Origin of the sequence: Amycolatopsis dongchuanensis (assembly GCF_039542405.1) — a bacterium.
GTDB lineage: Bacteria > Actinomycetota > Actinomycetes > Mycobacteriales > Pseudonocardiaceae > Amycolatopsis_E > Amycolatopsis_E sacchari.
On record NZ_BAABIB010000172.1, the window covers coordinates 1 to 21,059 of the forward strand.

At 72.8% G+C, this 21,059-nt stretch carries 22 protein-coding genes; 13 read left to right on the forward strand and 9 right to left on the reverse strand.

Annotation, left to right across the window (positions count from 1 at the left end):
- Window positions 1-69: 69 nt before the first annotated feature.
- Both ABFX51_RS38900 and ABFX51_RS38905 read right to left on the reverse strand, forming a co-directional pair.
- On the reverse strand, window positions 70-888 hold the full coding sequence (locus ABFX51_RS38900) for a DUF1206 domain-containing protein (RefSeq protein WP_346056841.1): 819 nt from the start codon (window positions 886-888) through the stop codon (window positions 70-72).
- Between the two features lie 50 nt (window positions 889-938).
- Window positions 939-1,640, reverse strand: coding sequence for a hypothetical protein (locus ABFX51_RS38905; RefSeq protein WP_346056843.1), 702 nt, complete (start codon window positions 1,638-1,640; stop codon window positions 939-941).
- A 276-nt stretch (window positions 1,641-1,916) separates the two neighbouring features.
- Between ABFX51_RS38905 and ABFX51_RS38910 the strand changes: the two genes are divergently transcribed.
- Window positions 1,917-2,774 carry a class II glutamine amidotransferase gene (locus tag ABFX51_RS38910; RefSeq protein ID WP_084022475.1) on the forward strand — a complete coding sequence of 286 codons (858 nt, stop codon included), beginning with the start codon at window positions 1,917-1,919 and terminating at the stop codon, window positions 2,772-2,774.
- Window positions 2,775-2,823: 49 nt separating this feature from the next.
- On the opposite strand, the gene ABFX51_RS38915 is transcribed toward ABFX51_RS38910, so the two are convergent.
- Window positions 2,824-3,699: a LysR family transcriptional regulator gene (locus ABFX51_RS38915; RefSeq protein ID WP_346056845.1), complete on the reverse strand. Its 876-nt coding sequence runs from the start codon at window positions 3,697-3,699 to the stop codon at window positions 2,824-2,826.
- 78 nt (window positions 3,700-3,777) lie between these two features.
- Between ABFX51_RS38915 and ABFX51_RS38920 the strand changes: the two genes are divergently transcribed.
- Window positions 3,778-4,656 (forward strand): EamA family transporter, encoded by an 879-nt coding sequence (locus ABFX51_RS38920; RefSeq protein ID WP_346056847.1) that lies wholly within the window; start codon window positions 3,778-3,780, stop codon window positions 4,654-4,656.
- 16 nt (window positions 4,657-4,672) lie between these two features.
- On the opposite strand, the gene ABFX51_RS38925 is transcribed toward ABFX51_RS38920, so the two are convergent.
- Window positions 4,673-5,890, reverse strand: a complete 1,218-nt coding sequence (locus tag ABFX51_RS38925; protein WP_346056849.1) for an FAD-dependent oxidoreductase — start codon at window positions 5,888-5,890, stop codon at window positions 4,673-4,675.
- A gap of 81 nt (window positions 5,891-5,971) precedes the next feature.
- Window positions 5,972-7,117, reverse strand: coding sequence for an epoxide hydrolase family protein (locus ABFX51_RS38930; protein ID WP_346056851.1), 1,146 nt, complete (start codon window positions 7,115-7,117; stop codon window positions 5,972-5,974).
- An 80-nt stretch (window positions 7,118-7,197) separates the two neighbouring features.
- Between ABFX51_RS38930 and ABFX51_RS38935 the strand changes: the two genes are divergently transcribed.
- On the forward strand, window positions 7,198-7,758 hold the full coding sequence (locus ABFX51_RS38935; protein ID WP_346056853.1) for a CGNR zinc finger domain-containing protein: 561 nt from the start codon (window positions 7,198-7,200) through the stop codon (window positions 7,756-7,758).
- A gap of 3 nt (window positions 7,759-7,761) precedes the next feature.
- Here the strand turns inward: ABFX51_RS38935 and ABFX51_RS38940 are convergent, their stop codons facing one another.
- The gene (locus tag ABFX51_RS38940; RefSeq protein WP_346056855.1) at window positions 7,762-8,394 is read right to left on the reverse strand and encodes a LysE family translocator; all 633 of its coding nucleotides are present in this window, start codon (window positions 8,392-8,394) and stop codon (window positions 7,762-7,764) included.
- Window positions 8,395-8,496: 102 nt separating this feature from the next.
- A complete protein-coding gene (locus ABFX51_RS38945; protein ID WP_346056857.1) occupies window positions 8,497-9,000 on the reverse strand; it encodes a MarR family winged helix-turn-helix transcriptional regulator in 504 nt (167 codons plus the stop codon).
- Between the two features lie 149 nt (window positions 9,001-9,149).
- Between ABFX51_RS38945 and ABFX51_RS38950 the strand changes: the two genes are divergently transcribed.
- Genes ABFX51_RS38950 through ABFX51_RS38995 form a run of 10 tightly spaced genes read left to right on the forward strand, consistent with a single transcriptional unit; the run spans window position 9,150 to window position 19,646 of the window.
- Window positions 9,150-10,196, forward strand: coding sequence for a 2,5-dihydroxypyridine 5,6-dioxygenase NicX family protein (locus ABFX51_RS38950; RefSeq protein WP_027928902.1), 1,047 nt, complete (start codon window positions 9,150-9,152; stop codon window positions 10,194-10,196).
- Window positions 10,193-10,966: a maleate cis-trans isomerase family protein gene (locus ABFX51_RS38955; RefSeq protein ID WP_346056859.1), complete on the forward strand. Its 774-nt coding sequence runs from the start codon at window positions 10,193-10,195 to the stop codon at window positions 10,964-10,966. The genes ABFX51_RS38950 and ABFX51_RS38955 overlap by 4 nt, the downstream gene beginning before the upstream one ends.
- Window positions 10,963-12,234: an FAD-dependent oxidoreductase gene (locus ABFX51_RS38960; protein WP_346056861.1), complete on the forward strand. Its 1,272-nt coding sequence runs from the start codon at window positions 10,963-10,965 to the stop codon at window positions 12,232-12,234. Before ABFX51_RS38955 ends, ABFX51_RS38960 begins: the two co-directional genes overlap by 4 nt.
- A 38-nt stretch (window positions 12,235-12,272) precedes the next feature.
- Window positions 12,273-13,667 carry an MFS transporter gene (locus ABFX51_RS38965; RefSeq protein ID WP_346056863.1) on the forward strand — a complete coding sequence of 465 codons (1,395 nt, stop codon included), beginning with the start codon at window positions 12,273-12,275 and terminating at the stop codon, window positions 13,665-13,667.
- Between the two features lie 19 nt (window positions 13,668-13,686).
- Window positions 13,687-14,550 (forward strand): FAD binding domain-containing protein, encoded by an 864-nt coding sequence (locus ABFX51_RS38970; RefSeq protein ID WP_346056865.1) that lies wholly within the window; start codon window positions 13,687-13,689, stop codon window positions 14,548-14,550.
- Window positions 14,547-16,949 (forward strand): xanthine dehydrogenase family protein molybdopterin-binding subunit, encoded by a 2,403-nt coding sequence (locus ABFX51_RS38975; protein ID WP_346056867.1) that lies wholly within the window; start codon window positions 14,547-14,549, stop codon window positions 16,947-16,949. Before ABFX51_RS38970 ends, ABFX51_RS38975 begins: the two co-directional genes overlap by 4 nt.
- Window positions 16,946-17,443 (forward strand): (2Fe-2S)-binding protein, encoded by a 498-nt coding sequence (locus tag ABFX51_RS38980; RefSeq protein ID WP_027928908.1) that lies wholly within the window; start codon window positions 16,946-16,948, stop codon window positions 17,441-17,443. Before ABFX51_RS38975 ends, ABFX51_RS38980 begins: the two co-directional genes overlap by 4 nt.
- Window positions 17,440-18,099, forward strand: coding sequence for an SRPBCC family protein (locus ABFX51_RS38985; RefSeq protein WP_346056869.1), 660 nt, complete (start codon window positions 17,440-17,442; stop codon window positions 18,097-18,099). Before ABFX51_RS38980 ends, ABFX51_RS38985 begins: the two co-directional genes overlap by 4 nt.
- Window positions 18,086-18,769 carry an isochorismatase family protein gene (locus ABFX51_RS38990; protein WP_346056871.1) on the forward strand — a complete coding sequence of 228 codons (684 nt, stop codon included), beginning with the start codon at window positions 18,086-18,088 and terminating at the stop codon, window positions 18,767-18,769. Before ABFX51_RS38985 ends, ABFX51_RS38990 begins: the two co-directional genes overlap by 14 nt.
- A gap of 1 nt (window position 18,770) precedes the next feature.
- Window positions 18,771-19,646: an alpha/beta fold hydrolase gene (locus tag ABFX51_RS38995; protein ID WP_346056873.1), complete on the forward strand. Its 876-nt coding sequence runs from the start codon at window positions 18,771-18,773 to the stop codon at window positions 19,644-19,646.
- A 53-nt stretch (window positions 19,647-19,699) separates the two neighbouring features.
- On the opposite strand, the gene ABFX51_RS39000 is transcribed toward ABFX51_RS38995, so the two are convergent.
- Both ABFX51_RS39000 and ABFX51_RS39005 read right to left on the reverse strand, forming a co-directional pair.
- Window positions 19,700-20,707, reverse strand: coding sequence for a 5-oxoprolinase subunit C family protein (locus ABFX51_RS39000; RefSeq protein ID WP_346056875.1), 1,008 nt, complete (start codon window positions 20,705-20,707; stop codon window positions 19,700-19,702).
- Window positions 20,704-21,033 (reverse strand): hypothetical protein, encoded by a 330-nt coding sequence (locus ABFX51_RS39005; RefSeq protein WP_346056877.1) that lies wholly within the window; start codon window positions 21,031-21,033, stop codon window positions 20,704-20,706. Before ABFX51_RS39005 ends, ABFX51_RS39000 begins: the two co-directional genes overlap by 4 nt.
- Window positions 21,034-21,059: the final 26 nt, after the last annotated feature.

Below are 21,059 nucleotides of genomic sequence, written 5' to 3' on the forward strand. Positions count from 1 at the left end.
CCTGCAGCATCATCTGCTGGCGCCGACTCAAGAAACACTCAATCTGTTAGGACCTCTTAGCCAGAAGGCTCAGCTCTTGTGCGCGCGCGCCGCGGCGAAGCAGTACACGCCGAACGCCGCCAGCCCGATGGCCACCACGGCCAGCAGCACGACGCCGTAGGGCTGGGCCGCGAGCGTGCGGAGCGCTTTGTCGACCCCGCCCGCCTGGCCGGCGTCCGAGCGCAGCGCGGCGTACCCGAGCAGGCCGCCGATGATCGCGTACACCACGCCCTTGGCGACGTACCCGGCCGAGCCGAGCCACTCGACCGACCTGCGGGTGCCGGTCGGCAGGTCCGGCAGGTCCAGGTCCTCGAGGAAGCTGCGCTTGAACCCCTTGACCGCCGCGGCGACGCCGACCGCGACCACCGCCGCCCCGGCGACCGCCACGAGCGCCTGCCCGGCGGGCAGCTGGAGCAGCCGCGCGGTGAACTCCTGCTGCGGCTGGTTGCCGCCGGCCGAGCCGCTGCCCGTCGCGAGCCGGATCGCGGTGTAGGCCAGGGCCAGGACCACGACACCCCGCGTCGCGGACCCGACGCGCTTGCGCATCCGCTTGCCGCGCTTGGGCACCCAGGTGTAGCCGCGGGCGGCCATCATGAACTGCCACCCCCCGAACGCGATCAGCCCGATCGCGAGCAGCCACAGCACCACCTGGCCTGCCGCGGTGGACCCGACCTCCTGCAGCGCGCCCTTCTGGTCGGCCTCCTTGCCGCCGTCCCCCGAGGCGACGCGGAGCGCCAGGTAGGCGACCACCAGGTGGACCAGACCCCAGCAGACCATGCCCGTGCGCCCGGCGGCCTGTGCCGCGGAACGGCCGCGCACCCGCGTGGCCAAACCGGCGTTGCTCGTCATCCGGTGCACCTCCTCCTCGCTCGATCGGGTGTACCCCGGAGGTGTCGCGGTTAAGCCGGGCGCAACACCGCGAGAGCGGCGGCGAGCACGAGCGCGCCGGGCACGAGCAGGCCGAGCGTGCCGCTGCTGAAGGCGATCGCGGTGACCAGGACCGCCGCGGCCGCGACCGCCGGGACCTTCGAGCGCGTGTACCAGGCCAGCACGCCCAGCCCGAGCGCGGCGGTGACCGGGTCGACGGCCTCGGCCGACGCGCCGAACAGGTAGGCGGCCAGGGTGAGGCACACCAGGCAGGCGGCCGTCGCGACGCGCCGCCCCGGCCCGAGGCGGAAGCCGGCCCACACCCCGGCCACGGCGCCGAGCACCGCGAGCGGGGCGCCCAGCGCGGTGGTCGGGAACTGCGCGTCGGTCGCCTTCGCCAGCGCGGTGACCGCGGTGCTGAGCAGGATCACCGCGGTCCCGGCGCCGAGCACCAGCGCGATCCGGAGCGGCGGCAGCCTGTCCCGCGCGGCGAACCAGCCGAGCGCGCCCAGGAACGCCAGGGCGACGACCACCTGCCACGGCGTGCCCCACTCCCACACCGGCTCCGGCTGGTAGGGGGCGTAGGCGTACCGGGTCTGCACCAGCGGGTCGTCGCCGATCGGCGCGTAGGCGAACCAGGCGCTGTGTTCGGTGAGATCCCACGCGGCGGCGCCGAGCAGCAGGAAACCCAGCAGCGCCAACGGAAACCACGCCGAACGTCGATCCCCAGACATGGGGCCGCAGGCTACCCGCCCGCGGGACGGGAACCCCCGCGGCCTCTCGAGGAACGCGGTGGTGTGCGGGGGCGTGGGTGGCCCGGACTCGCGGTGGCTTCCGGCGGGCTGTGCGTACTTCCTCGGGGTTGCCGCCGTGGCGGCCAGGTGCTCGAACCGCCCCGGCACGATCCCTGACACCGCGGGGGTGACCCGAAGCTCACCCGTCGCGGACGAGGACCGCGGATCGCGTGGCGGCGACAGTGGGGGAGTGCGTGCCGACGTGGGAGGCCCGATATGTGTCGCTGGCTGGCGTATTCCGGTTCGCCCGTGCGCCTCGACGAGCTCCTCTACAAGCCCGCGAACTCGCTCGTCCTGCAGAGCAAGCACTCGCGCCTTGGTGCGGAAACCACCAACGGGGACGGGTTCGGTGTCGGGTGGTACGGCAACGTGCCGACCCCGGGGGTGTTCCTGAGCACCGAACCCGCCTGGAACGACCGCAACCTCCGCGAGATCGCGGCGCAGCTCGAATCCGGGCACGTGTTCGCGCACATCCGCGCATCGACCGGATCGGCGGTGCAGAAGACGAACTGCCATCCGTTCCGCCACGGCCGCTGGCTGTGGATGCACAACGGGCTCATCGCCGGGTTTCCCGCCGTGCGACGCGAGCTCACCCTGGCCGTCGACCCGCTGGTCTTCCCGGAGATCCAGGGGTCCACGGACTCGGAGATCCTGTTCTACCTCGCCGTGACCTTCGGCCTGGAGGACGATCCGGTAGCCGCGGTGGCCCGGGCGGTCGGACTGGTCGAGGAGGTGGGCCGGCGCCACTCGGTGGTGAACCCGATCCAGATGACGGTCGCCACGACCGACGGGGAAACCACGTGGGCGTTCCGGTATTCCAGCGAGGCCCGGTCGAGGTCGCTGTTCCACAGCGTCGACGTGTCCACGCTCCGGCACCAGTATCCGGACAACCCGGCGCTGCACGTGCTGTCCGACGACGCGCGGCTCGTGGTGTCCGAGCCGCTGGGCGACCTGCGTGGGGCGTGGCGGGAGGTGCCCGAATCCACCTGCATCGTCGTCCACGGCGGCCGCGAAGAGCTGCGCCCGTTCACCCCGGTGGCCCCTGCGGCAGCGGCCGCGGACAGCGTCCGTTGAGCGGGCCCTCGCGGCCGGTGCGGACGCGGGCCCGGGCGCGTGGCCGGCGTCAGCCGACGGCCACCCCGAGCACCTCGAGGAACGCGGCGGCCGCGGGGGTCAGCCCGGCCGTGCTCCACACCAGGTGCTCGATCCGCGCGGGGGCGTCGGTGACGGGCACGGTGGCCACGCCCGCCAAGGCGGGCGCGTAGGTCGACGGCAGCATCGCCACACCCAGGCCTTCCCGCACGAGGCCGGCCATCAGGTCCGCCGTCGTCACCTCGAAGGCCACGTTCCGGGTCAGTCCCGCCGCGGCGAAGGCCTGGTCGGACTGGGTGCGGCCGGGGGAGCCTTCCGGAAAGTCGACGAACTCCTCGCCGGCCAGGGTGCGCAGGTCGGTCTCCGCGCGGGCGGCCAGCGGGTGCTCCGGCGCGACGATGGCGACGTGCCGGTCCCGCGCCAGTTCGTGCGCCCGCACGCCCTCGGGCCGCGCCGTGAGCGGCAGGCCGAGGAACGCCAGGTCCAGCGCGCCCTGCCGGACCTGCTCGACCAGTTCGTGGCTGGCCGCCATCCGCAGGCGGACCCGCACCTGCGGGTAGCGCCGCCGGAACTGGTGCAGCGCGGCGGGCAGGTCGACCGCCGCGACCGTCGGGATCACCCCGACGCTCAGCCGTCCGCGCACCTCGCCGACCGCGGCCGCCACCTCCGCCGCCGCACGCTCGGCGAAGTCCAGGCACTGCCGCGCCGCGGGCAGGAAAGCCGCTCCCGCCGCGGTCAGCCGTACCCGGCGGCTGGTGCGGTCGAACAGGCGCGCACCCAGTTCCCGCTCCAGGCGGGCGATCTGGTGGCTGAGCGCCGACTGCACCACGAGGCACCGTTGCGCCGCGCGGGTGAAGCTGCCCGTTTCGGCCACCGCGACGACGTAGCGCATTTGCTGAAGTTCCACGGATCTATCGTGCCTCACGATGGATCACTTGACGAACATGTGTTGGACTCATCGATCACGTGCGCCAAGACTGGAACCGTGAAACTCCGCGACACCGCACTGGCCGCCTTCGCGCCCGTGGTCTGGGGCTCGACCTACGTCGTCACCACCGAACTGCTGCCGCCCGCGCACCCGATGTTCGCGGGCCTGCTCCGGGCGCTGCCCGCGGGCCTGATCGCCCTCGCCGTCACCCGGACGCTGCCGCGCGGCGCCTGGTGGTGGAAGGCCGCCGCGCTCGGCGTGCTCAACATCGGCCTGTTCTTCCCGCTGCTGTTCGTCGCCGCCGAACGGCTCCCCGGCGGGGTCGCGGCGACCCTGGGCGCGACGCAGCCGCTGGTCGTGGCCGTGCTCGCCGTCGCGGTGCTGCGGGAAAGCCCGTCGGCGTGGCGGTTCGCCTGGGGCGTGACCGGCGTCGTCGGGGTGGGCCTGGTCGTGCTCGGCCCGGCCGCCGGCTTCGACGTGGCCGGGGTCCTGGCCGGCCTGGGCGGTGCGGCGACCATGGCGCTGGGCGTCACGCTCACCAAGAAGTGGGGCCGCCCCGCCGGTGTCGGCCCGACCGCGTTCGCCGCCTGGCAGCTCACCGCGGGCGGGCTGTTCCTGGTGCCGGTGACGTTCCTGGTCGAGGGCGCGCCGCCCGCGGTCGACCTGCCCGCCGTGCTCGGCTACCTGTGGCTCGGGCTCGTCGGCGGGCTGCTGGCGTACGTGCTGTGGTTCCGCGGGATCACCCGGCTGCCGGTCACCTCGGTCGCGGTGCTCGCCCTGCTGTCGCCGATGGTCGCCGCGCTGCTCGGGGTCGTCGTCCTGGGGCAGACGCTCGGGGCGGTCCAGCTGAGCGGCTTCGCGCTCGCCCTAGCGGCCATCGTCGCCGGGCAACGGCCTGCCGCGCCGCTGCGACCGGTGAAGACGGGTGTCCGATGAGGACCGCGGCCGGCGGTCACGGGCGGGAGTGCAGGTCCGCCAGCACGGCCGCGGCCGCGCGGCGGCCGGACACCAGCGCGCCCTGGATGGAGCTGGTGTCCCGGTGGTCGCCGCACACGTAGCGGCCCGGCGCGAGCCGCACCGGCTGCCGTAGTGGGTGGCCGGCCGGCATGACCGGCAGCGCCCGCGCGATCGCGTAGGTCTCCACCAGCTCCCAGTCCGTCGTCGACGTGTCGTAGACCTGCGCGAGGGTGGTGCGCACGTGCGGCTCCAGCTCGTTGCCGGTGTCGCAGCGTTCCGGCACCGACGCGGCGACCAGCGTCTGCCCCGGCGGCGCGTACCCCGGGGCGACGGCGCTGATCACCGCGGTGTTGACCAGCAGCTCGCCGCTGTCGGTGAGCAGCGTCGGCTGCCGCAGCGGCGGGCGGCCGCCCGTCCGGTAGTAGTAGGTCGTCACCGCGTGCCAGTCCGGCTCGGGCACGCCCAGCAGGACCTCGGGCGCGGCCACCACGACCGCCTTCGCTCGCACCTCGCCGCGGTCGGTGGTGACGCCGTCGCCGGAGATCCCGGTCACCCGCACTCCACATCGGACGGTCCCGGGCATCAGGTCGCGGGCGAGCAGGTGCGGCAGCGCGCCCATCCCGGACGCGGGCAACGCGCCACCGCCACGCAGGAAGCTCCGCCACACCAGGTGGAAGGCCCGGGCGGAGGTCCGCAGTGGACGGTCCAGGAAGACCCCGGCGAGGAACGGCCGCATCACCTCGTCGACCGTTCGCGCGCTGACCCCGCGGCGGGCCAGGTCCTCGGCGATCGTCGAATCCCCGCCCGCCTTGAGCCGGCGGGCCGGCGCGAGCACGTCCCGCGCCGACATCGCCAGCAGGGCCGCGACATCCCGCGGCCGTCCGGCGCCGAAGGCGAGCAGGTCCCGCGCCGCGCTCCGGTGCCGCCACGGCGGCGCGAGCGCCTGCCCGTCCGCGACCACGCCCCGCGTGAAGTGCTGCAGCCGCAACTCCTCGACGTCGACCATCTCGCGCACCGCCGGGTAGGCCGGCAGCAGCACCTGGAACCCGCGGTCGAGGCGGAAACCGTCGACCACGTCGGTGCGCACCCGGCCGCCGATGTCGTCCCCGGCCTCGCACACCAGCACGTGCAGCCCGGCGCGCTGCAGGGTCCGGGCCGCGGCGAGCCCGGCCAGCCCCGCGCCGACCACGACCACCTCGGCCCACTCCACCATGTCCGCCCTCCCTCGGACCCGGGACTACCACGGACCGCAGGGGCGCAACCCTCGCCTGCGAAGGTGGGCACCGGACTGGGCTCAACGAGCGGCCAGGACCGCCGCGAGGCCGTCGCGCAGGTCCTGGACGAAGTACCCGGGAACCTCCAGCGACGGGAAATGTCCCCCGCGTTCCGGCGAGCGCCACCGGACGATCTGCCGGTACCGCTCCTGCGCCCACGGGCGCGGGCACTTTTCGATGTCGCGCGGGTACATCGTGATCGCCGACGGGACGTCGACCCGGAGTTCCGGATCCAGCGAGTTGTGGCTCTCGTAGTAGATGCGCGCCGCTGACGCGCCCGTCCGCGTCAGCCAATACAGGGTCACGTCGTCCAGGACCCGGTCCCGGGAGATCGTCTCGAACGGGCTGTCCTCGGTGTCCGACCACTCGGCGAACTTGTCGAGGATCCAGGCGAGCAGCCCGACCGGCGAGTCGACGAGCGAGTAGCCGATGGTCTGCGGCCGGGTCGCCTGCTGCTTCGCGTACGCCGCGCGGTGGCGCCAGAAGTGCCGGGTGTCCTCGGCCCACTTGCGCTCGACCGCCGTCAGCCCGTCCGTGCTCAGCCCGGGCGGCCCCTCCGCGAAGGTGCTGTGGATGCCGAGCACGTGCTCCGGGAACCGGCCGCCGAGGACCGTGGTGATGTTGCCGCCCCAGTCCCCGCCGTGGGCGAGGAACTCGCGGTAGCCGAGCCGGCCCATCAGCTCCACCCAGGCGGCCGCGATCTTCTCGGTGCCCCACCCGATGGTGGCCGGCTTGTCGCTGTAGCCGAACCCGGGCAGCGATGGGACCACGACGTGGAACGCCGGCGCGGCCGCGTCCGCCGGATCGGCCAGTTCGTCCACCACGTCGACGAACTCGGCGACGCTTCCCGGCCAGCCGTGGGTCAGGATCAGCGGAGTGGCGTCCGCGCGGGCGGACCGGCGGTGCAGGAAGTGGATCCCCAGGTCGTCGATGGTCGTGCGGAACTGGCCGATCTCGTCGAGGCGCTTCTCGAACCACCGCCAGTCGTAGCCGGTGCGCCAGTAGTGCACGAGCTCGACGAGGTCGGCAAGGGGAACCCCCTGCTCCCATCGGCGTCGGGCGGTTTCCGGCTCGGGTAGCCGCGCCGCGGCCAGTCGCGCGCGCAGATCGTCGAGCTCGGCGTCGGTCGTGTGGGTTTCGAATGCGTGCACGTCGCTGCTGGGCATGAGCCCTCCTCCATCGGCGAACCGGCTAAGACGGTTCTAACACCTCGCTCCGGGGGTGCGCAACCGACTAAGGTGGTTCCATGCCTGCTGGGTTTCCCGAATTCCGCCTCGGTAGCGTGCTGGCGACCAGCTTCACGGGGACGTTGTCGGAGCGTCACGGCGAGCCCGTGGAGCGCATCCCCACGCCGCAGCGGCTCGTCGACTGGCTGGCGGTGTACGGCCTCGCCGTGGACTCCTGCACCCCCGCCCAGCTGGAACTCGCCAAAGAACTGCGGGAAGCGATCCACGCCGCCGCGACGGCAGCCGCGATCCACGAAGCCCTCCCCGCCGCCGCGGTTGCGGTCATCAACGACTGCAGCGTCCGGGGCCGGGCGGCGGCTGTGCTGACCCCCGAGGGGGAGCGGCGGTGGCGGCTCAGCTCGCCGTCGGCCGTGGAAGACGCGCTCGGCGTGATCGCCGACGACGCGATCAGCATCATCGCCGGTGAGCGAGACGGCAGGCTGGCCCTGTGCGCGTCGCCGACCTGCCAGGCGGCGTTCTTCGACACCAGCCAGAGCCGCACGCGCAAGTGGTGTGACATGAACACGTGCGGGAACCGTCAGAAGAAGGCGCGCTTCAACGCCAAGCGCACCGCGAGCTGACCGTCACCGGCTTTCCGCCGCCATCCGCAGCCCGAGGGCGACCAGGACGGTGCCGCTGATCGGGTCGAGCCTGCGGCGCACCGCGGGCCGGCGGAACCAGCCGCCCGCCCGGCCGACCGCGGCCGCCAGCGCCAGGTACAGCACGGTCTCCAGGGCCACCTGGAACACGGCGAGCAGCGCGGTCGTGCCGAACAAGGGCCGCCCGTCAGGCACGAACTGCGGGTAGAACGCGATCATGAACGCGGCCAGTTTCGGGTTCGCCAGCATGACGATGACGCCCTCGGCGAACGCCTTGGCCCAGCCGTTGGCCGACGCCGCGGAAGGTTCGTCAGCGGGCTCGGCCGGGCGCCAGGCCGACCGCCACGCCTTGATCCCCAGGTAGATCAGGAACGCGGCGCCGACGACACGCAGCACGAGGAACGCGACCTCCGACGCGGCGACCAACGCCGCCAGCCCCGCCGCGGCGAACAACGCCCACACGTAAAGACCGGCCTCGAGACCGAGCACGGTCGGCACCGCCCCGCGGAACCCCCGCACCGCCGCCCGGCGCAGGATCAGGGCCATCGCCGGCCCCGGCGAGGCCGAAATCAGGACCACGGCCAGGGCGAAGGCGGGCAGCATCGCGAGGAGATCCATGTCCGGCATCCTGCCCGCGGCGCGACCGCGGTTTCAAACGAAATCGGGTTGAGGCAGTGTCGGGAAGGCCCGTCGCACCGCCCCCTTGGCGCGGAGCGGTCGTCAGTCCAGCTCGTCGAGCGCCGCCACGGCTTCCCATCGCGCGCCCAGCGTGTTCAGCAGCCCCGCGACGTCGACGTCACCCGAATCCGCACCGAGCAGCGCCTTGTCCAGGCGGCGCGCCCGGCGGTTCACCTGAGTGAGCACCGTCGAGCCCTCCTCGGTGAGTGACAAAAGCTTGCGGCGCGCGTCCCGCGGCGACTCGACCCGCCGGATGAGGCCGCGCTGTTCGAGCCTGCGGCACAGGTCCGCCATCGTGGACGTGTCCAGGGCGACCGCCCCGGCCAGGGAACTCTGGTCGCTCCCGGGGTAGGCGCGCACGGCGGAGAGGACCGCGAACTGGGGACCGGTCAGCACCGGATCCACGTGGCGGTTCCACGCGGCGAGGTAGGCCTGGTACATGCGGCGGGCGCCGTAGCCGGGGGCGGCCAGGAGATCCGGGGGCGGCGCCGGTGTGACGGCCGGGGCTCCCCGGCCGCGTCGGCCTGCCCGCACTGGCTCACCCATCAAGACCCTCCCCATGACTTCAGGCTCGCGGCTTCCCGTGATCCTACGTGTCCGGACTATTGCGCTCGTGTTGCAGTCCTGCTTCTCGACCGCGAACTCTTGCGTATCCGGATAATACGTGTTCGGATTATAGGCGGAGGTGGTCAACGATGGACCAGAACCTGTTCAACGACATCTGCTTGCGCCAGCTGACGTTCTCCGGGGTGCACGAGGGCGAGACCGTGGTCGTGCTGACCCGTGGCGGCGAGCGAGCCGAGTACGCCGACGCCTTCCTGTGGGCCGCCCAGCAGCTGGGCGCCGCGACCTACCACATGCGACTGCCCTCGCCGGCCAGCGCGTCCGGCGCGTGGGCGGTGGGCGACTCCGGGCTCGGGAACATCCCCCGCGCGGTCGAGGCGCTCAAGGACGTGGACATGGTCGTCGACTGCACGTTCCTGCTGTTCAGCAAGGAACAGTTCGCGATCCAGGAAGCCGGCACCCGCATCCTCACCGCCGTCGAGCCGCCCGAGCTGCTGGCCCGCCTCATGCCCACCAAGGAACTCCGCGAGCGGGTGGAGATCGGCGCCGAGCTGCTCGCCAAGGCGAGCACCATGCGGATCACCAGCCCGGCGGGCACCGACGTCACCTACCGGCTCGGCATGTACCCGACCATGTCGGAGTACGGCTACACCGACACCCCCGGCCGCTGGGACCACTGGCCCGCCGCGTTCGTGTTCACCGGCGGCGCCGACGACGGCGTCGACGGCAAGATCGTGCTCTCGCCCGGCGACGTGCTGCTGCCGTTCAACACCTACGTCCAGACCCCGGTGGAGATCACCATCGAGGAGGGCTTCATCCGCGACATCCGCGGCGGCGCCGGATCGTCCGGTTTGGACGCCGACCTGCTGCGCTCCTACATCGAAAGCTTCCACGACCCCCGCGGCTACGGGATGAGCCACGTGGGCTGGGGCCTGGACGAACGCGCCCACTGGCACGGCCTGACCCAGTTCCCCGGCGGCATGGGCATGGAGCTGCGCAGCTTCTACGGCAACGTGATGTTCTCCATCGGACCCAACAACGAACTCGGCGGCCCCAACGACACGCCGTGCCACTTCGACATCCCCATGCGCGGCAACTCGCTCTACCTCGACGACGAGCTGATCGTCGACGCAGGCGAGCTGACCGTCAAGGAAATGCGCCCGGCGGAGAAGCGATGACCGACCATCACATCGGGATGATCGTCCCCAGCTCGAACCTCACCATGGAGACCGAGCTGCCGCGGATGCTGCGCGCCCGTGAGGAGGCCGAGCCGGGGGACCGGTTCGTCTTCCACTCCGCGCGCGCCCGGATGCAGCACGTCGACCCGGAGCAGCTGCGTGCGATGAACGCGCAGGCCGGGCGCGCGGCGGCCGAGCTCGCCGACGCCCGCCCGGACGTGGTCGCCACCGCGTGCCTGGTGGCGATCATGGCCCAGGGACCCGGCTACCACTGCACCGCCGAGGACGACATCACCCGCGTCCTGCGCGCCGAGGGCTGCGCCGCGCCGGTGGTGTCCAGCGCGGGTGCGCTGCTGTCCGGCATCGCCGCGCTCGGCGCGCGCAAGATCTCGATCATCACGCCCTACCTGAAGCCGCTCACGAAGGCCGTGGCCGACTACCTCGAGGACGCCGGGGTCGAGGTGGTGGACGCGCTGTCGCTGGAGGTGCCGGACAACCTCGCCGTGGCGCGGCTGGACCCGGCCGACCTGCGCGAGCACTACCACAAGCTCGATCTGTCCGGAGTGGACGCACTGGTGCTGTCGGCGTGCGTGCAGATGCCGTCGCTGCCGTCGATCCAGCCCGTCGAGGACGAGATCGGGCTCCCGGTCCTGTCGGCGGCCACCGCGACCACGTACCGGATCCTGACCGAACTCGGGCTGGAGCCGCGCGTGCCCGGCGCCGGGCGGCTGCTCGCGGGCACGGGCGACGAGACGAGGAGGCCGGCATGAGCGCGAGCCAGTCGTTCGAAGTCGTCATCGTCGGCGGCGGCCTGGGCGGCCTGTGCGCGGCGTTGTCGCTGCGGCAACGCGGACTGCGGGTCACCGTGGTCGAAGCGGCGCCGCAACTCGGCGAGATCGGCGCGGGCATCCAGACCGCCCCCAACGCCAGCCGCATCCTCATCGGGCTGGGGCTGCGCCCCCAGCTGGAGCGGGTGCGCACCGAGCCGCAGGACCAGGTCCGCCGCCGGTGGGCCGACGGCAGCATCATCGCCCAGCTGCCGCTGGGACAGCGGGTCACCGACACCTACGGCGCCCCGTACTGGCACTACCACCGCGCCGACCTGCACGGCGTGCTGCTGGACGCGTGCGTGGACCCGGACGGCCACGGCCCGGTGGTGCGGGTCGCGACCGGCGCGCGGGTCGTCGAGCTGGACCGCGCCCAGCCGGAACGCCCGGCCGTGATCACCGCCGACGGCCGCCGCTTCACCGGCGACGTGGTGATCGGCGCCGACGGCATCCGCTCCGCCGTCCGGGACCTCGCCGGGTTCGACGACACCCTGGTGTTCTCCGGCGAAATGGCCTACCGCGCCCTGATCCCCGGCGACCTGGTCGCCCAGGACCCGGCCACCCGGTTCCTCGTCGACCGCTACCACTCCACCATCTGGTACGGCCCGGACAAGCACCTCGTGCACTACATGATCCGCGGCGGCCAGTACCTCAACGTGGTCGCGATCGTGCCGTGCAGCGAGACCATCGAACGGGAGTGGAGCGGTCCGGCGACCGCCGCCGAGCTCGCGGCGGAGTACCAGGACTGGGACGATCGGGTCCCGACCGTGTTGTCGAAGGCCAAGGACGAGGACGTGTCGGTGTGGGCCATGTACCGGCGCCGGCGTGACCCGGTGTGGGTGGACGGGCGGGTCGCCCTGCTCGGCGACGCCTGCCACGCCATGCTGCCCTACCAGGCGCAGGGCGCCTCCCAGGCGATGGAGGACGCCGCCGTGCTCGCCGAGGAACTGGGACGCGTCACCCGCGACGGGATCGACGGCGCCCTCATCCGCTACGTCGACCGGCGCGCCAAGCACGCGGGGATGGTCCAGGACGCCTCCCTGCAGAACATGAGCTTCTACCACCTCCCCGACGGCCCCGAGCAGCGCGAGCGCGACGAGAAGCTGCGCCGGTTCGACGGCGAGTCCGACGTGTCCTACGACTGGCTCTGGAACGGCAGCCCGCTCACCGATCCGGACACCGAGTCCATCCACTACCAGTTCGCGCGCTGAGGCGGGCGAACTGGCCGACAACGGCAACGGAGCGATTCATGCGTACCGGAGATCAGATCGTCCAGGACCTGCCCTGGCGCTGGAGCGTGCAGGGCAAGATCTTCCTCATCGGTGGGCTGGGCTACATGTTCGACGCGTGGGACGTCGCGTTGAACGGGTTCCTCACTCCACTGGTCGGGGCCGAGTTCGGGTTGTCGCCGGGGCAGAAGGGGCTGGTGGCGACCGCCAACCTGATCGGCATGGCGGTGGGGGCCGTCGTGTGGGGGACCGTGGCCGACCGCATCGGCCGCAAACGCGCGTTCAGCGTCACGCTGCTGGTGTTCGCCCTGTTCTCCGTGCTCGGCGCGCTGTCGCCGAACGTGGAGGTCTTCCTGGCCCTGCGCTTCCTCGCCGGGGTCGGTCTCGGCGGGTGCATCCCGGTGGACTACGCGATCGTCAGCGAGTTCTCCCCGCGGCGGCACCGCGGCCGGGTGCTCTCGGCCATGGACGGCTGGTGGCCGGTGGGCACCACCCTCGCCGCCGTCACGGCGACGTTGCTGGTCCCGGTGTCCGGGAACTGGCGCTGGATGCTGGTGCTGATGATCCTGCCCGCGCTGCTGTTGTTCTGGATCCGGCGCGGAGTCCCGGAATCGCCGTTGTACCTGGTGCGCAAGGGCCGGGAAGCGGAAGCCCGCGCGGTCATCGACGAGCTCGTCCGCCGCACGGGCGCGCCCGCTGAGCCGTATTCGATCCCGCCCGCGGTGGTGGAGGACACCCGCGGGGGAGCGGTCACCGCCGCGTTCGACCAGCTGCGCCGGGTGTGGGCGTTCAACCCCCGGATCACCGCGGTCGCCTGGTCGCTGTTCATCAGCGTCATGCTGGTCTACTACGCCGCCCTGAGCTGGATGCCCTCGATCCTGCGCGCCCAGGGGTTCGGCGAGATCGCGGCCTTCGCCTCCACCGCGCTGATGAACGCGCTGGGCATCGTCGGCGTCGCGGTGGCCGTGCTGCTCGTGGAGAAGGTCGGCCGCAAGCGGATCGTCGCCGTCGCCGGGCCACTCGCCGCGCTCTCGCTCGTGGTGTTCTCGCTGCTGCTGGGCTCGCCCACCGGCGCGGTGATCGCGATCGGCGCGTTCGGCATGCTGGCGCTGGTGGTGATCCCGGTGATGTACGCCTACGTGTCCGAGCTGTACCCGACCGAGCTGCGCGCCTCCGGGTTCGGCTGGGCGTCGTCGTCGAGCCGGGCCGTCACCGGCTTCGCGCCGCTGGTGTTCGGCAGCCTCCTGTGGCCGGTGCTCGGCCTGCCGCTGACCTTCACCGTGCTGGGCGCGCTCGTGGTGGCCGCGGTCGTGTTCATGATGGTGGGTGCGCCGGAGACCCGCGGCCGCGAGCTCGACCGGATCGCGGAGCCGGCGCACCCCGTGGCGCCCGCGAAAACCACGCAGGTGCCGTGAGCGAGGAGAGGTCGAAACTGTGAAGCCCGCCGCGTTCGCCTACCACCGGGCCCACGACGTCGCCGACGCCATCGGCCTGCTCGGCGAGCTCGCCGCGGCCGGGGACGAGCCGAAGCTGATCGCCGGCGGGCAGAGCCTGGTGCCGATGATGAACTTCCGGCTCGCCCGGCCGACGGCCCTGGTCGACCTGGGGCCGTTGCGCCGGGACCCGGCGCTGACCGGCTTGCGGCGGGACGGCGCGCAGCTGGAGATCGGCGCGCTGGTCACGCACCGGGCGGTCGAGGTGGCGAAGCTGGGGCCGGGCTTCGACGTGCTGTCCCGCGCCATGCGGTGGGTCGGGCACCTGCCGATCCGCTCCCGCGGCACGGTGGCGGGCAGCATCGTGCACGGCGACGCCACCGCCGAGTGGTGCCTGCTCGCGCTCCTGCTCGACGCCGTGATCATCGCGGAGGGACCAGGTGGGCGGCGGGAAATCCCGGCCGCGGAGATGTTCCACGGGTTCTACACCACCGCCGTGGAACCGGACGAAGTCGTGACGGCGGTGCGCTTCACGCGACCCGCGCCGCGGGCGGCACTGACCGAGTTCGCCCGCCGCCACGGCGACTTCGCCATCGTCGACGTCGCGGTCAGCTTGGACGGCGACGGCAGCCGGGTGGTGGTCGGCGGGGTGGCGCCGGCGCCCATCCGGGTCCCGGAGGCCGAGGCCGTCCTCGCCGCGGGCGAGCCCGGACCGGACCTGTTCGCCGACTGCGCCGACGCCGCGGCCGCCGCCGTCGACCCGCCCGACGACGCCGCCGGCAGCAGCGCCTACCGCCGCCGGCTCACCCGGACCCTGGTCGCCGGCGCCCTGCACCAGGCCTGGCAGGAAGGAGTGACGCGATGAGCGACGCAGCCCCCGAGTTCGACGGGCGAGGCGGACGCTGGGTCGGCGCCTCGGTGCCCCGGCGGGAAGACCCGCGCCTGCTCACCGGCCGGGGACGCTTCGTCGACGACATCCAGCTGCCCGGCACGTTGCACGCGTGCTTCGTCCGCTCGACGATCGCGCACGGCCGGATCACCGGGATCGACCTGTCGGCAACGTTGGCGGTCGACGGGGTCGTCGCCGCCTACACGGCGGCCGACCTCGACCTCGGCGACATCGTCGCGCTGCTGGACCGCCCGCCCGAGGAGTTCGCGCCGACCGCGATGCCGATTCTCGCCAGGGAGAAGGTGCGGTTCGTCGGCGAACCGGTCGCGCTGGTCGTCGCCCGCGACCCCTACGTCGCCGAGGACGGCGCCGAACTGGCCGTGGTGGACTACGAGCCGCTCGGCGCGATCGTCTCCGAGGAGACCGCGCTCGCTCAGGATGCGCCCCTGGTCCACGAAGAAGCGCCCGGCAACGTGCTGCTGGACGTGTCCATGTTCGACACCCCGGGAGTGGACGAAGCGTTCGCCGACGCCGGGTGCGTGGTCGAGGTCGTCACCCGCAGCGGACGGCAGAACGCCCTCCCGCTCGAAACGCGCGGGGTGATCGCGTCCTGGGACGACCACGACGACCAGCTGCTCGTGCAGATGTGCACCCAGGTCCCGCACCAGGTGCGCACCGCGCTCGCCCGCTCGTTGCGCGTGCCCGAGCGGACCGTGCGGGTCACCGTCCCGGACATGGGCGGCGGCTTCGGCCAGAAGTGCGTGGTCGGCCGGGAGGAGATCGCGGTCGCGGCCGCGGCCCGGCGCCTGAACCGGCCGGTGAAGTGGATCGAGGACCGGCGCGAGGCGCTGACGGCCGGGTTCCTGGCCAGGGAACAGCGCTACCGCACCCGCGCCGCGTTCGACGCCGGCGGGCGCATCACCGCTCTCGACGTCGACATCGTGTGCGACATGGGCGCCTACTCCTGCTACCCGTTCACCGCCGGGATCGAACCGCTGATGGCGTCGGCGGAGATGCCCAGCGTGTACCAGGTGCCCGCCTACCGGGTCCGGGCCCGCGCCATCACCAGCAACAAGGCGCCCACCGCGCCCTACCGCGGCGTCAGCAGGCCGCAGTACGTGATGGCGATGGAACGGGTGATGGAGCGCGCTGCCCGCGAACTCGGTCTCGACCCGCTGGAGATCCGGCGCCGCAACCTGATCACCCAGTTCCCCTACACCGGGGTCAACGCCGTCACCTACGACCCCGGCACCTACCGGGAATCGCTGGACCTGGCCGAAGCCACCCTGCGCGACGAGGGCTGGTACGAGCTCCGGGACACCGCGGCCGCCGAGGGCAGGCACATCGGTATCGGGTTCTGCTGTTTCTCGGAGCGCACCGGGTACGGGTCGGGCGCCTTCGCCAAACGCAAGATGGCCGTGGTGCCCGGGTTCGACATCTCGGAGATCCGGATGGACACCACCGGCTCGGTCGTCGTCACCAGCGGCACCATGAACCACGGGCAGTCCCACGAGACGACGCTCGCGCAGATCGTCGCCGACCGGCTCGGGCTGCACATCGACCAGGTGAAGCTGCGCCAGGGCGACACCGAGCGCATCGCGTACGGGTGGGGGACCTTCGCCTCGCGGTCGGTGACCATCGGCGGCTCGGCCGTGGCGCTGGCGGCCACGCGGCTGGGAGAGCTGCTGTGCCGGATCGCAGCGCACCTGCTCGACACCCAGCCGGACAACGTCCGCCTCGACGGCGCGGGCGGCGTCGTGCAGATCGACGATCCGGGCCGGCGCGCGTCGTTCGAGGAGATCGCCGACGTCGCCTACCTGCGCAGCCACCTGCTGCCCAAGGACGTCGAGCCGACGCTCACGGCCACCGCGAGCTTCGACGTGCCCGGCGACGGCACCTTCTCCAACGCCACCCACGCCGTGGTCGTGGAAGCCGACCCGGGCACCGGCGGCATCACGATCCTGCGGTACGCGTGCGTGGAGGACTGCGGCGTGGTGATCCACCCGCAGGTCGTCGACGGGCAGTGCCGCGGCGGGATCGCCCAGGGCATCGCGGGCGCGCTGTTCGAGGAGGTCACCTACGCCGACAACGGCGAACCGTCGGCCGCCAGCTTCATCGACTACCTCGTGCCGACCGCCACCGAGATCCCCGACATCACCGTGTCCCACCTGGAAACACCCTGCGCGTTCACCGAGAACGGGGCCAAGGGCGCCGGGGAGGGCGGCACCATCGGCGCGCCGGCCGCGGTGCTCAACGCGATCAACGACGCGCTGCGCCACACCGGCGTCGAACTCGACACCACGCCGGTGCACCCGCAGACCGTGCTCGCCGCGCTCGACGCGGCAGCCGACCCGGAACGGAGCAGGCCCGCATGACCGACCGCCACCTGATCGTCCTGACCGTCAACGGCAGCGAGCATGAAGCCGTCGTCGAGCCCCGCAAGACCCTGCTCGACGTGCTGCGCCACGACCTCGGCCTCACCGGCGCGCATGCGGGGTGCGAGCACGGCGTCTGCGGAGCCTGCACCGTCCTCGTGGACGGCGAACCGGTGCGCGCGTGCCTCGTGTTCGCCGTGCAGGCCGAAGACGCCGACATCCGCACCGTCGAATCGCTCGGCCGGGACGGCGAGCTCTCCGACCTGCAACAGGCCTTCCGCGAGCACCACGGTCTGCAATGCGGCTTCTGCACACCGGGATTCCTGATGCTCGCCGAGGGTTTCCTCGCCCAGCAACCCGACGCGGACCGCGACGAGATCCGCGAAGCGGTCTCGGCGAACCTGTGCCGCTGCACCGGTTACCAGACCATTGTGGACGCCATCGCGGCGACCGCGGCCCGCCGCCGTGACACCGAGAAGGAAGCGACGAAGTGATCCTGCAAAACCAGCTGTCCGTCCCGGCCGACCCGGACGCGGTGTTCGCCCTGATCAACGACGTCGAGCGGGTGGCGGGCTGCCTGCCGGGCGCGACCCTCGACGGCCAGGAGGACGGCGCCTACCTGGGCCGGGTCAAGGTCAAGGTCGGCCCCATCACCGCCGCCTACTCCGGCCGGGTGCGGTTCACCGAGGTCGACACCGCCGCGCGGCGGTTGCGGCTGTCGGCGCGCGGAGCGGACACCCACGGCAACGGGGACGCCGAGGCCGACGTGACGCTCACCGTCCGCGAGGCCCCCAGCGGCGCCACCATCGACCTGCGCACCGACCTGTCCATCCGCGGCAAGCTCGCCCAGTTCGGCAAGAGCGCGATCAGCGCCGTGTCGGCCCGGTTGCTCGACCAGTTCGCCCGCAACCTCGCCGGCCAGCTGAGCGCGCCGGGGGAGGAGCCCCGCCCGGCCGCCGCCCCGCGCACGCCGGCCCCGGCCGACAGCGGCGAGTCCCTCGACGGGCTGGCGATGCTGCTTCCCCCGGGCGTCAAGCGGTACGCCCCGATCGCGGCCGCCGCGGCGCTGGGACTGTTCCAGGGCTGGCTGCTGGGCCGGATCCGCACCCAGGACAAATTGATCAAGGAGTTGCAGCGTGCCCGTCGATGACCCGTCCGGACTGCACGGCGCGGAGACCGATGCCGTCTACGACCGGGCCGGGTTCGGCGCCACTGTCCCGCGTGGACAGTGCCCGGCCCTGGTCGTGGTCGACCTGACCCGCGGCTTCACCGAACCCGGTTTCCCGTCCGGGGCCGACCTCACCGCCGAAGTGACCGCGGCCGCCGCCCTCGTGACCGCGGCCCGGCGCGGTGAGGTCCCGGTGGTCTACACCGCGATCAGCTACACCGCCGCCGAGGCCGACGGCGACGGCGTGGCCTGGCTCCGGAAAGCGCCGGGCATGCGCAGCCTCCGCGAAGGGAGCGACGCCGTCGCGCTCGACCCCCGGCTGGACTGCCGCGACAGCGACCACCTCGTGCTGAAGAAGGGCGCCTCGGCGTTCCACGGAACCGGGCTGGCCGCCCTGCTCACCGGTCTCGGCGCGGACACCGTGGTCGTGTGCGGCGCGACCACCTCCGGGTGTGTGCGGGCGACCGCCGTGGACGCCGTGCAGTCCGGCTTCAACACCCTCGTGGTGCGCGAAGCCTGCGGCGACCGGGCCCGTGGGCCGCACGACGCCGCGTTGTTCGACCTGCACGCGAAATACGCCGACGTGATCGGCCTGGACGACGCCGTGACCTACCTCGGCGCCCCGGATCGAGCCGGCAGAAAGGTTTCCTGACATGGTGATCCCGTCCGAGTCCCCGGCCGCCCGCACGCTGAACCAGCCCGCGCTGGCCGACCTCGCCGACATTCCCGCGACGAGCCGCTGGGTCCGGTCCGGCGCGGTGCGGCTGCACGTGCTCGACTACGGACCGGACGACGGTGTCCCGGTCCTCGTGCTGCCCGGCATCACCAGCCCGGCGATCACGATGGATTTCGTGGCGCGGGAGCTCACGGATCTCGTGCGCCCGCTCGTGCTCGACGTCCGTGGCCGCGGACTGTCCGACAGCGCGGACACCGAGCCGGCGGGCTACGACCTGGACAGCTACGCCGCGGACGTCGACGCGGTCGTCTCCGGCCTCGGCCTGCGACGGCCCATCCTGCTCGGACACTCGATGGGGGCGCGGATCGCGGCGCGGGCCGCTGTCACCGGCCGTCACGAGCTGCGCGGCGCGATCCTGGTCGACCCGCCGATGAGCGGCCCCGGGCGGGGCCCGTACCCCACCACCCTGGAGGCCTTCCTCGGACAGCTCGACCAGGCCCGCCGCGGCACCGATGCGGACGAGGTCGCCCGGTCCTGGCCCCGGTGGCCGCGGCGCGAGCAGGAGCTGCGCGCGCGGTGGCTGTCGTCGTGCTCCCGCGCCGCGATCGCGGCCACCCACGCCGGCTTCGAGGCGGAGGACTTCTTCGACGACTGGCCGCACGTGCCCGCCACGGCGGTGCTCCTGTACGGCGGCGACAGCCCGGTCGTCACCGCCGACGGCGCCGCCGAAGCCGCCCGCGCCAACCCGGCCGCCGAACTGGTGCCGGTGCCCGGCGCCGGGCACATGGTGTTCTGGGACGAGCCCCAACCCGCACTGACCACCCTGCGCGACGCGCTGCGGAAACTACGCTGACTGGGCGCTCGGCACGGGTGAGACGGCCGGGCGAACCGCCTCCGGGCGCGGGGTCAGACGGTCTCGAAGTGGCGTGGGTCCAGCAGCTGGTCCAGGTGGCTCTGCATCGCCGCGGCCTGGTGCAGGTTGATCTCCCGGAAGCGGACCACGTCGCGCCCGGGGCGGAGCTGCCCGACCTTGCTCAGCGCCGCGTGGGCGACCGTGGCGATCACCGCGAACCCGCCCGAGGTGTTGCTGTCCGGGCCGAGGATCGTGAGCACGTCACCGTAGGCGAGGATCCCGCCGTAGGGATAGCTGGTGTCCAGGAGATTCGACGGGTGCCCGCCGGCCACGTCGCCCGACGTCCTCGCCCACTGGAACCGGTGCGGGTTGAACCGCACGCCGGTCCGGTCCGAGTTCAGGTCGCACCGCCAGCAGGCGCCCAGGAAGTCCTCGAAGTCCTGCGCGGTGAGGAAATCCGGATCGGCGTGGGGGCCACGGAGGATCTCGATCTCCCAGCTGTCCGTGTAGTGCGGGCGCAGGGACACCGGCATCCGCCTGCGCTGACGGGCGCCGCCCGCCGGATAGGCGTCGAGGACGTCCGCCCGTTCCAGCGCCCGCCCGTCGTGACCGCCGATGCCCGCCACCAGCAACGTGGACCGCGAGCCGAACGCCTCGTCCACCGCGATCCCCCCGCTCACCGCGAGATACCGGCGATAACCGGCGCCCCGGATGACCGCGCACGACAGCACGTCCCCCTCGGCGACGGACACCGCTTCCCACAACGGAACCGGCTCACCGTTGAGCGTCACCCCGGCGTCCGGCCCGGTGATCGCGATCAGCCCGGCACGCAGGATCACCGCCTGGAACCGGCCCAGCGGGATCTCCAGCGCAGCCGCACCGGGACGGTTGCCGACGAGGACGTTCGCCACCTGCAGCCCGAGCGGATCGACCGGCCCGGACGGGAAGAAACCCAGAGCCTGCCGCCCACGCCGGCCCGGATAGTCCTGCACGGTCGTCTGCAGGCCCGGGTCGATGATCTCGAGCGCGGGAAGCGCCTGGCCCGCCGATCGGGCGCTCACGGAACCTTCACCAGCTCCTGCGCCGCGCACCGGGTGGCGCGCCGCCGTTGCGCTTCGGCCGCCACCTCCGGATCCGAGCCGAGCTTCAGGTGGTCGGCCACCGCGTACCGGCCCGGTTCGATCGCGTAGTCGTAACGGCCCTCGAACACCTGCCGCCGCAGCTCGATCAGCTCCCCTTCGGTGACCTCGACGAACGTGATGCGGTCGCCGGGGTGGATCAGGATCGGGTCGATCCGGTGCGAGCGGGGCTGGCGCACCAGGTTCGAGATCGGCAGCGTCCGTCCGAACAGCTGGTACGAGCCCACCGACTCGATCGGGTGGATCACCAGGCACGGCCCGCCGAGCGCGACCG

What these genes read in the sequence shown, in the direction of transcription:
- ABFX51_RS38900 (WP_346056841.1), bottom strand. Translation starts at nt 888, where the DNA reads ATGACGAGCAACGCCGGTTTGGCCACGCGGGTGCGCGGCCGTTCCGCG.
- ABFX51_RS38905 (WP_346056843.1), bottom strand. Translation starts at nt 1,640, where the DNA reads ATGTCTGGGGATCGACGTTCGGCGTGGTTTCCGTTGGCGCTGCTGGGT.
- ABFX51_RS38910 (WP_084022475.1), top strand. Translation starts at nt 1,917, where the DNA reads ATGTGTCGCTGGCTGGCGTATTCCGGTTCGCCCGTGCGCCTCGACGAG.
- ABFX51_RS38925 (WP_346056849.1), bottom strand. Translation starts at nt 5,890, where the DNA reads ATGGTGGAGTGGGCCGAGGTGGTCGTGGTCGGCGCGGGGCTGGCCGGG.
- ABFX51_RS38930 (WP_346056851.1), bottom strand. Translation starts at nt 7,117, where the DNA reads ATGCCCAGCAGCGACGTGCACGCATTCGAAACCCACACGACCGACGCC.
- ABFX51_RS38935 (WP_346056853.1), top strand. Translation starts at nt 7,198, where the DNA reads ATGCCTGCTGGGTTTCCCGAATTCCGCCTCGGTAGCGTGCTGGCGACC.
- ABFX51_RS38940 (WP_346056855.1), bottom strand. Translation starts at nt 8,394, where the DNA reads ATGGATCTCCTCGCGATGCTGCCCGCCTTCGCCCTGGCCGTGGTCCTG.
- ABFX51_RS38945 (WP_346056857.1), bottom strand. Translation starts at nt 9,000, where the DNA reads ATGGGTGAGCCAGTGCGGGCAGGCCGACGCGGCCGGGGAGCCCCGGCC.
- ABFX51_RS38950 (WP_027928902.1), top strand. Translation starts at nt 9,150, where the DNA reads ATGGACCAGAACCTGTTCAACGACATCTGCTTGCGCCAGCTGACGTTC.
- ABFX51_RS38955 (WP_346056859.1), top strand. Translation starts at nt 10,193, where the DNA reads ATGACCGACCATCACATCGGGATGATCGTCCCCAGCTCGAACCTCACC.
- ABFX51_RS38960 (WP_346056861.1), top strand. Translation starts at nt 10,963, where the DNA reads ATGAGCGCGAGCCAGTCGTTCGAAGTCGTCATCGTCGGCGGCGGCCTG.
- ABFX51_RS38965 (WP_346056863.1), top strand. Translation starts at nt 12,273, where the DNA reads ATGCGTACCGGAGATCAGATCGTCCAGGACCTGCCCTGGCGCTGGAGC.
- ABFX51_RS38975 (WP_346056867.1), top strand. Translation starts at nt 14,547, where the DNA reads ATGAGCGACGCAGCCCCCGAGTTCGACGGGCGAGGCGGACGCTGGGTC.
- ABFX51_RS38980 (WP_027928908.1), top strand. Translation starts at nt 16,946, where the DNA reads ATGACCGACCGCCACCTGATCGTCCTGACCGTCAACGGCAGCGAGCAT.
- ABFX51_RS38995 (WP_346056873.1), top strand. Translation starts at nt 18,771, where the DNA reads ATGGTGATCCCGTCCGAGTCCCCGGCCGCCCGCACGCTGAACCAGCCC.